The following is a 9,715-nucleotide window of genomic DNA, read 5'->3' as shown; positions in this document are numbered from 1 at the left end:
TCGCTTTCAAATAAATAAATTCTTATTTAATTTGGAGATACTATTCTTTTTCAGTGCCCTCCGCAAATCCAAGAGGAGTCTAAGTTTATGTGTATTCAGGCTGCTCATTATTTCTACTTAGAATATTTTTATAAAAATGCTAAAATCAATTATAAAATTCTGGTTTGCGATCGGTAAAAATAGGGATAGTCTTCCGAACTTCTGTAACTTTATCTAAATGAACAGAGGCTGTTAGAATTTCTTCTTCTTCACCGGCTTCTGCTACGATTTCTCCCCATGGATCAATAATCATACTATGTCCTGCAAAGACATTATCAGGATCTGCACCAACGCGATTACAAGCAATTACAAAGCATTGATTTTCAATGGCTCGAGCAATAAGGAGGCTTTTCCAGTGTGCCAATCTTGGCTTTGGCCATTCAGCAACAACAAAGATTGCTTCCGCCCCTTTTGTTGTATGTGCTCTTATCCATTCTGGGAAGCGAATATCATAGCAAATCATACTAGCAAACATTCTCTCTTCTAAAGAAAACAATCCACTTGATGTTCCGCTTTTTAAATATAAATGTTCATCCATTAATTGGAAAAGGTGGAGCTTGTCATAGGTGTGGGCGACATTTCCTGATTTATCTATAACAATAAGGGAATTAAATATGCCATTTTCCTTCTTATTCGCAATAGATCCACCAATGATGTGAACTTGATGTTTAAGTGCTAATTCACTTAAAAAAGAGATAGTTCTTTTGGCATGATTATCAGCAATTGATGAAAGTCTTGCTAAGTCATAGCCCGTTGACCATAGCTCAGGCAATACAATGATATCGCAGTTATCTTTGCAAGCGGCCGTAATTTTTTCTTCTGCTTGCTGAAAATTATCTTCTGGTTTACCGAATGCAATATCCATTTGAATCAAACTAATTCGAAAATTCAAAAGCTAACACCTCTATTCATCTTCGTTATTTTCCTATATAATGATAATCAACTAAAAAATCCAATTATTAAGGTAATTTGGTTATATCATAAAAAAGCGAATTATTAAATGATTATTTTTGTATTGCATCATTTAAGTAAGTGAAATATTTTTAGCGATTATCCCACTATTAACGGACAGGAATACGCTCATTTCTTTTTGTAGGAGATTTGATAATCAACTGTTTGTAAAGGTTGAATGATTCCATTAACATCAGCGGGGAAAAAGAAGAAAAATTTCCCTGATGGAAGTTTCACTTTATCGTTTAAAGAAGGTGTGAGTTATATGAAGAAATATGAACAATCTCAGTTATTGAAAAATTTGCCAGAACAATTCTTTGCTTCATTAGTTACAAAAGTTAATAGCTATATTGAGAGAGGTTATGATGTGATTAATTTAGGACAAGGTAATCCAGATCAACCGACTCCTTCTACTATTATCCAGAGCCTGCAAGCTGCAGCAGAAGAACCGAAAAACCATAAGTATTCACCTTTTAGAGGCTATCCTCATTTAAAAACGGCCATTTCTCAATTTTACAAGCAAGAATATAATGTAGATTTAAATCCTGAAACAGAGGTGGCTATTTTATTTGGGGGGAAGGCAGGTCTTGTTGAAATTCCGTTATGTCTATTAAATCCAGGAGAAACAGTAATGGTTCCAGATCCTGGCTATCCCGACTATTTATCTGGGATTGCTTTAGCACAAGCAGAAACAGTTATGATGCCGTTGCGAGAACAAAATGGGTTTTTGCCCAATTATAAGGATATAGCAGAAAAGGATTTAGAGAAAGCAAAGTTAATGTTTTTAAATTACCCAAACAATCCGACAGGAGCGATAGCAACAAAGGAATTCTTTGATGAGACAGTTTCTCTAAGTAAAAAGCATGACATTTGTGTTGTCCATGATTTTGCATATGGTGCGATTGGCTTTGATGGAAAGAAACCAATTAGTTTTCTTCAAGCTGATGGAGCAAAGGATATTGGAGTTGAAATATATACATTGTCAAAGACGTTTAATATGGCAGGCTGGAGAGTAGCCTTTGCAGTTGGAAATAGCAGTGTTATTTCAGCTATTAATCTTTACCAAGACCATCTGTATGTAAGTTTATTTGGTGCGATACAGGAAGCTGCTTACACGGCATTAACAGAATCTCAAGAGAGTGTAAAAAGGATGAATGAGCTTTATGAAAAGAGACGAAATATATTAATAAAAGGACTCAACGAAATTGGTTGGGAAGTGAAGGCGCCAGAGGGATCCTTCTTTGCTTGGCTGAAAATACCAGATGGTTTTACGTCACAAGAATTTAGTGATTATTTATTAGAGACAGTACATATTGCAATGGCTCCAGGATCCGGTTTTGGTCAATTTGGAGAGGGATATGTTCGAGTGGGGTTATTAACAGAAGTGGATAGATTACAAGAGGCCATTGAAAGATTAAGTACACTTCCGATTTTTAAATAAGATGGAATAAAGCTATAAAATTTCATTTAGGATTGAATAGATTTTTATCTATTTAATCCTTTTTTAATATAAAGAGTACTAGCTTTTTTTATATGAGGGGAAATAATGGGCGGAAATAACCAAAAAGAAAGCGTTTGCTTACTTTAGTCATACCATTCGACTATTTTCGTCACGTTTCTTGTCGAACAACAGTAATGGTTAGATAGATAAATAGGTCTTTTTACCTATTTTTTCTTAAAAAAATGTCTAATATTGCGAATCTATTTACTTTTATTTGTTTTATTGTAATAATTCATCAAGTAAACAATAATGAATTGTTTGAAAGTTGGAATTTGATTAGGAGGAAGAAAAAGGTGTATTGTAAGAAAACAGAATTGTTAGATGAAATTCAAGAGAAGAGGGAGGTAATGATAAAAACAGCAAAAGAGCTTGGTACTATTGATGCGGAGACGATTAGGTTAAGTCAAGAGCTTGATGAATTAATCTATAAATATCAGCTTGTTTTTCGTTACGAACGAGAAAAAAGAAAACAAATAAAAAGAAAATATAAAAACACTCGAATTTTTTGGTCTAATGCTAGTCAATATAAGCGCAAAAATTATTCTGAGGTTGTATATAGATAATATACTATTAAATAATATTGGTGAAGGGTAATGGCAGTAATTACCTAATAATATCTCATCTAAATCAATGCCCTTCTGTAATTAAATGATGTTAATACCCCATTATTCCGCATGTGTCCACGATCAGGATAAAGAAAAAAGCATCTTTTGTTCAATAGTTATTCCCCTCTTTGTGGAAAGAAGGGAAATATAAAGGAACATGCAAGAAGCGAAGAAGTAGGTTGTTAGTCTATTAAAGGTAAAATAATATTCACCCTTGTTCCTTTCTTTTCTCTACTAGATATTTGTATTTCACCATCGAATGATTCAATGATTCTTTTACATACAACAAGCCCCAAGCCGGTACCTGATTCCTTCGAAGTGTTAAATGGTTCAAATATTTTCTTTAATTGACGGCTGGACATGCCTATACCATTATCCGTTACTGAAATAAGTACGTTTGAACGAATAGGACGAACTGTAAGCTCTAATTGACCACCATTTTCCATTGCTTCAAGTGCATTTTTTGTTAAATTCAACAGTACTTGTTTCATTTGATCTGCTATTCCAAGTACATAAATGTCTTCATCAGGCACTTTTTCAATATACTTTACATTATATAAATTTGCTTCTGAAATAATAAGTGGATTAAGTTCTGCTATAATCATTTTTAAATTCATATTATGTTTTTTTTGTGCTGTAGGCTTTCCTAAAATGAGGAATTGACTTACAATTTCATTTATTCGAGCAATTTCTTTTTGGATAATGGAAAAGTATAGCTGATCCTTTTGATCTTGATGTTTTTCACTTAATAATTGGATCAATCCTTTAATTCCTGTTAAAGGGTTTCTAATTTCATGAGCTGAACTAGCAGCTAAATTACCAACAAGCTCTAATTTTTGGATTTCATTCTCTTTTGTTTCTTCCTTTCTTACTTTTCTTTGATAGTAAAGAATCATAATCAGATAAATAAGGTGAAAAATGAGAATGAAGAACAGAGGTATCCAAATATTTGCTTTGACAATGTTCCAAATATTCGGTTTTACTAATTCAACCATGATTGACCAAGGTAAACGGTCAATCGGCATGTTAATGACATTTTCGCCTAAAGTTGCACCATCATTTATATAGAGAATGGTTTCTTTTTGCCCATTCATAATCGCAATATTTTCCTCTGAGGATAACATCTTCGTTAAATTAATAAGGTAATCGACACGAAGATATGCTGTTATAATCGCGTCTAGTCTATTATGTTGACCTAATATTGGCATTGCAATACCGATAACCTTCTGTCCGTTACTTAATACTTCTTCTCGATTAGAAATCACTAAATCCTTTGAGTTTATAACTTCCAATATATAATCTTCCTCTGAAATATCAATGGAATCATAAGTATCATTTACCCCTGCAATCGTTTTCCCTTTACTGTCGAGTAAAAATAAACCCCCATAGATATGCTCATTCGTAAATACTTTTTTAAGTAAGCTATCCATCTCATTAGGTGTATCAATATTTGGTTGAATAGATAGACTTAATATATTTAAAGAGGATACTACTTTGTTTATATAAGAGTCCCATTGCTTTTGGTGGATGGAAGCAACCCATTCTGCATGAGCTTTATTTTTGGCTTCTTCTTTATTTATTTGGTAATTAAAAAAAAGAACTGCAGTAATCATAATAGGAATAACAACGATTACAATATACGAAATTTTTTTTTGTGTAGTTATTTTCATTAATAGATTCTCCATAACGAAATTCCAATGTATAAACTTCATTATAACATGAAATGGTAAAAGCTCAATGACAGGCGGAGTTCTACAGAAATTGACAAATCTAAGGGAGAATACTATAATTTATCTGAATTCGAGATAATGAATTATTCTAATAAGGGAAGTTTTATATGGAAAAAAAAGATATTGAACAATCATTAAAATTATATATTGTTATGTCTCGAGCATTTCGAGCAATCAATGAAAATGTGAATAAATTAATTACTGCAAATGGATTGAATCCAACTGAGTTTGCTGTTCTCGAATTGTTGTATCATAAAGGAGATCAACCGTTACAGCAAATAGGAGGTAAGATTTTATTAGCAAGTGGAAGTATTACCTATGTAGTTGATAAACTGGAAGAAAAAGGGTATTTAAGAAGAATTGCCTGTCCAACAGATCGAAGAGTCACATTCGCTCAAATAACGGAAAATGGCAAACAGTTGATTGAAAGCATTTTTCCAAATCACGAACAAAGAATCCATGAAATCATGTCTGAACTATCACCAGGAGAAAAAGATGTGGCAATTGAATTAATTAAACGCCTTGGTTTATCAGTTGGAAAATAGTCATTGTATAATGTAAAAAGCGAGTATTCATAAATAGGATAAAGGTTTATTTCGAAGGAACTATTTGAAATAAATCTTCCTTACGAATTTCGCTTTTATGTATTTGTGTTGTTAATATTCATGTATAATTATAGTGATACATAGAAGAAATAGGGGGTATATAAATGAAATTTTCGGAATTTACATACAAAAGACCAAATATTGAAGAGTTTGCAGTTAAGATGAATGAACTATTAGTAGATTTTAATAATGCAGAACATGTTCAGCAGCAAATTACTGCGATAGAGAAAATAAACGAGCTAAGAAATGATGTTTCTACAATGTTTAATTTATGCTATATTCGACACTCTGTTGATACAAATGATGAATTTTATCAAAAAGAACAAGATTATATGGATGAAGTATCTCCTAAGGTGGAGGGGCTTACTACTAAATATTACGAAGCGCTTGTAAAATCTAAGTTTAAAGAACAATTGGAAGAAAAATGGGGACATCAGCTATTTGCATTAGCGGAAGCCCAATTAAAAGTGTTCTCAGAAGAAGTAGTAGAGCTTTTGCAACAAGAAAATAAACTATCAACAGAATACACAAAGCTTGTAGCTTCTGCAAAGATAATGTTTGAGGGAGAAGAAAGAACACTTGCACAATTGCAGCCATTTACGGAATCAAAAGACCGTGATACTAGAAAGGCTGCTAGTGAAGCCCGTTTTGCTTTCTTTGGTGAGCATGAAGAGCAGTTAGATAGAATATATGATGATATGGTAAAGGTTCGTACAGAAATTGCCAAAAAGCTAGGATATGAAAACTTTGTCGAGCTAGCATACTATCGTATGTATCGTACCGATTATAATGCAGAAATGGTTGCCGCATTTAGAGATCAAGTAAAAGAACATATCGTCCCATTAACAACAAAATTAAAAGAAAGACAGCAAAAAAGAATAGGGGTCGACTCCTTAAAATATTATGACGAACCATTCGAATTTTTAACGGGGAATGCTACTCCTAAAGGAGATCCAGCCTGGATAGTTGAAAATGGTCAAAAAATGTATAAGGAACTATCAAAAGAAACTGGTGATTTCTTTTCCTATTTGAGAGAAACAGAATTAATGGATTTGGTTGCTAAAAAAGGAAAAGCAGGGGGAGGATATTGTACCTTTATTGAAAATTATAAAGCGCCATTTATTTTTTCTAACTTCAATGGAACTTCAGGAGATATTGATGTATTAACACATGAAGCAGGTCATGCATTCCAAGTGTACTCTAGTGGTGGATTTGATATTCCTGAATACTATTGGCCGACATATGAAGCTGCAGAAATTCATTCGATGAGTATGGAGTTCTTTACATGGCCATGGATGGAATTATTCTTTAAAGAAGATGTAGAGAAATATAAGTTTTCTCATTTAAGCTCAGCACTCTTATTCCTTCCTTATGGAGTATCAGTGGATGAATTCCAACATTGGGTATATGAAAATCCGACCGCTACTCCAAAAGAAAGAAAACAGGCTTGGAGAAATATCGAAAAAAAATATAGTCCACATCTTGATTATGATGGAAATGAGTTTCTAGAGAATGGTGGCTTCTGGCAAAAGCAAGGGCATATTTTTAGTTCTCCATTTTATTATATTGATTATACATTGGCGCAAATCTGTGCATTCCAATTCTGGAAACGTTCAAGAGAGAATCAAGAAGATGCTTGGGCTGATTATGTTAAGCTATGCAAATTAGGGGGAAGCATGCCGTTTACGGAATTAGTGAAAGAGGCTAATTTAATCTCTCCATTTGAAAATGGCTGTGTAGAGTCAGTTGTCGGCGTAATTGATGAGTGGTTAAGTTCTGTAGATGACCGAAATCTATAAAAGAAAACCGTGGGATTGCCCCACGGTTTTCTTTTTATTTACTGACTAATAGATTGTGTTTGCACTGGTTTGACCTTAATTTGGTCATCCTCAATAACTGCAGTTAATTCTTTAACTGTTGGCTCATCGAGAATAACATCTGCTAATTGATCTTCTAAATGCTCTTGAATTACTCTTCTTAAAGGACGAGCACCAAAGCTTGGATGTGTTCCTAATTCTACGATTTTCTCTTTGGCCGTTTCGGTTACTTGTAAAGTGATTTGCTGTTCTTGTAAATTTTGAGAAAGTTCCTCTAATAATAAGTCTGTAATTTGTAGTAAGTGTTCTTTTTCCAATGATTTAAACTCGATAATCGCATCAAAGCGGTTAAGGAATTCTGGTTTAAAGAAGTTTCCTAATGTTTGTAAAAGATTGCTTTCTTCGATTGCATCATTATTTCCAAAGCCAACAACCCTATGTTTATGGGCGACACTTGCATTACTTGTCATAATAATAACAGAGTCTTTAAAGCTGACAGTGCGTCCTTGGCTATCTGTTAAGCGTCCGTCTTCTAGAATTTGCAAGAAGATGGATTGAATATCAGGATGTGCTTTTTCGATTTCATCTAGCAGAATAATGCTATATGGATTTCTTCTAACTTTTTCTGTTAATTGTCCTGCTTCTTCATGACCAACATATCCTGGAGGAGAACCAATGATTTTACTAATGCTATGTTTCTCCATATATTCACTCATATCTAGGCGAATCATACTATCCTTGCTGCCGAATAATTCTTCTGCTAGTGTTTTGGTAAGTTCCGTTTTCCCCACACCAGTTGGACCGACGAAAAGGAAGCTACCAATTGGTCTCGTTTTTGATTTAAGTCCTGCTCTACTACGTTTAATGGCTTTAGCCACTTTGCGAACAGCCTCATCCTGTCCAATTACTTTTGCTGCTAATCGATCACTTAAAAACTTCATTTTTTGCTGTTCATCTTCCTGTAATTTTCCTACTGGAATGCCCGTTTTCTTTTCGATTAATTGCTGGATAAGGGCAACATCCACAATCGGCTTATCATCATTGTTTGGTTCATTTAATGCCTTTTCAAGCTGTTGTTCTTCTTTGCGCAGTTGAGCTGCTTTTTCATAATTTTCTTCTTTTAATACTTTTTCTTTTTCTTTTGCTATCATAGCAAGACGATTTTCGATTTCTTCCGTGTTTTGATAAGTAGAAGAAAGATTCATTTTAGAACCAGCCTCATCCATTAAGTCAATCGCTTTATCTGGTAAGAAGCGGTCTTGAATATAACGATGGGATAGCTCAGTACATGCTTTTATTGCATCTTCCGTGTAAGAAACTTCATGGAATTTTTCATATTTATCCTTAATGCCATTTAAAATCGATAATGTAGCTTCCACAGATGGCTCACTTACTTGCACTGGCTGGAATCGTCGCTCTAAGGCAGCATCCTTTTCGATTTGACGATATTCTTTTAAGGTTGTTGCCCCAATGATATGCAGTTCGCCGCGAGCTAATGCTGGTTTTAAAATATTCCCAGCATCCATAGAGCCTTCTGCAGAGCCTGCACCTACTAACTGATGGATTTCGTCAATAAAGACAATAACATTTTTTCTAGCTTGTACTTCTTGAATGACTTGCTTCATTTTTTCTTCAAATTGACCGCGAATACCTGTATTTGATACAAGGGAAGCCACATCTAATAAGTAAATTTCTTTATTTTGTAATTTTTTTGGAACATTGCCTTCCATAATTTTTAAAGCTAATCCTTCTGCTATCGCTGTTTTCCCGACACCAGGTTCCCCGATTAGTACTGGATTATTTTTATTTCTTCGATTTAGAATCTCGATTATACGTTCAATTTCATTTTCTCTTCCGATAACTGGGTCAATCAAACCAGCATTAGCCATTTGATTTAAGTTTTTCCCATGTTTATCGAGAATGCCAGCTTTTTTATTGTTATTAATAAAAGGAGCTTCCTTTGAAGCACTAGCTCCCCCTAATGAATTTGATTGGTTAAGTGATTGAAATAACTCGTCAAAAGGGGAAGGTTGGAAAAACATTGGGCCGTTTTGTGCTGTCATTTTTTGCTTTTCTTTTTGATAGCAAACATGACAAATATTCATTGTGCTTTCCATATTGTTTAATACAAATCGTAAGCTGATTGTGGCACTGTTTTGTTGGCAAATTTCACATTTCATCATTAAATATCCTCCTTTTGATTTTGACTAATATTGACCTTTTGTAATTATGATTATACTTTGACCTTTTTTGACTTTCAAGTTTTTTGCTTAAAAAATATTAATGGAATTTTATTCCGTTTAAAAATCTCCTGAAGACTCTTTACTTGCATACAGAATGGGAGGAAGATAGACTGGGTTCTTCATAATCCAAATGTAAATATTCTTGTTCAAAATTAGGAAGCTATTTCATTTAAAAATTTATTTTTTATTTAGAGAAAATGCTCGTCATTGTTTGTCCATTTCTA

The 9,715-nt window shown here is 33.7% G+C and carries 7 protein-coding genes; 4 read left to right on the top strand and 3 right to left on the bottom strand.

All coding sequences use genetic code 11. From position 1 onward, the window contains the following. Positions 1–145 precede the first annotated feature (145 nt). The gene (locus ADJ83_RS10275; protein ID WP_031534138.1) at positions 146–931 is read right to left on the bottom strand and encodes a carbon-nitrogen family hydrolase; all 786 of its coding nucleotides are present in this window, start codon (positions 929–931) and stop codon (positions 146–148) included. 324 nt (positions 932–1,255) lie between these two features. Here ADJ83_RS10275 and ADJ83_RS10270 point away from each other — a divergent pair, with 324 nt between their 5' ends. Next, entirely contained in the window at positions 1,256–2,431 is a 1,176-nt protein-coding gene (locus ADJ83_RS10270; RefSeq protein WP_031534140.1) for a pyridoxal phosphate-dependent aminotransferase, read from the top strand. A 353-nt stretch (positions 2,432–2,784) separates the two neighbouring features. After that, positions 2,785–3,054, top strand: coding sequence for an aspartyl-phosphate phosphatase Spo0E family protein (locus ADJ83_RS24395; protein ID WP_051640897.1), 270 nt, complete (start codon positions 2,785–2,787; stop codon positions 3,052–3,054). A 224-nt stretch (positions 3,055–3,278) separates the two neighbouring features. Here the strand turns inward: ADJ83_RS24395 and ADJ83_RS10260 are convergent, their stop codons facing one another. Next, positions 3,279–4,766, bottom strand: coding sequence for an ATP-binding protein (locus ADJ83_RS10260; protein ID WP_031534143.1), 1,488 nt, complete (start codon positions 4,764–4,766; stop codon positions 3,279–3,281). A gap of 167 nt (positions 4,767–4,933) precedes the next feature. On the opposite strand from ADJ83_RS10260, the gene ADJ83_RS10255 reads away from it, so the two are divergent. Then, a complete protein-coding gene (locus tag ADJ83_RS10255) occupies positions 4,934–5,371 on the top strand; it encodes a MarR family winged helix-turn-helix transcriptional regulator (RefSeq protein ID WP_031534145.1) in 438 nt (145 codons plus the stop codon). A gap of 164 nt (positions 5,372–5,535) precedes the next feature. Next, positions 5,536–7,230: a M3 family oligoendopeptidase gene (locus tag ADJ83_RS10250; RefSeq protein ID WP_031534147.1), complete on the top strand. Its 1,695-nt coding sequence runs from the start codon at positions 5,536–5,538 to the stop codon at positions 7,228–7,230. A gap of 38 nt (positions 7,231–7,268) precedes the next feature. On the opposite strand, the gene ADJ83_RS10245 is transcribed toward ADJ83_RS10250, so the two are convergent. Continuing rightward, positions 7,269–9,428, bottom strand: a complete 2,160-nt coding sequence (locus tag ADJ83_RS10245) for an ATP-dependent Clp protease ATP-binding subunit (protein ID WP_031534149.1) — start codon at positions 9,426–9,428, stop codon at positions 7,269–7,271. Positions 9,429–9,715 lie beyond the last annotated feature (287 nt).

This window comes from Bacillus sp. 522_BSPC (assembly GCF_001076885.1).
Taxonomy (GTDB): Bacteria; Bacillota; Bacilli; order Bacillales; family Cytobacillaceae; genus Niallia; species Niallia hominis.
Note: the sequence above shows the minus strand (reverse complement) of the source record. Positions and strands in the feature narration are given on the sequence as shown.

Bases quoted from the DNA above. Each gene is read 5' to 3' on its own strand.
- ADJ83_RS10255 (WP_031534145.1), top strand. From the start codon at position 4,934: ATGGAAAAAAAAGATATTGAACAATCATTAAAATTATATATTGTTATG.
- ADJ83_RS10250 (WP_031534147.1), top strand. From the start codon at position 5,536: ATGAAATTTTCGGAATTTACATACAAAAGACCAAATATTGAAGAGTTT.
- ADJ83_RS10270 (WP_031534140.1), top strand. From the start codon at position 1,256: ATGAAGAAATATGAACAATCTCAGTTATTGAAAAATTTGCCAGAACAA.
- ADJ83_RS10245 (WP_031534149.1), bottom strand. From the start codon at position 9,428: ATGAAATGTGAAATTTGCCAACAAAACAGTGCCACAATCAGCTTACGA.
- ADJ83_RS10260 (WP_031534143.1), bottom strand. From the start codon at position 4,766: ATGAAAATAACTACACAAAAAAAAATTTCGTATATTGTAATCGTTGTT.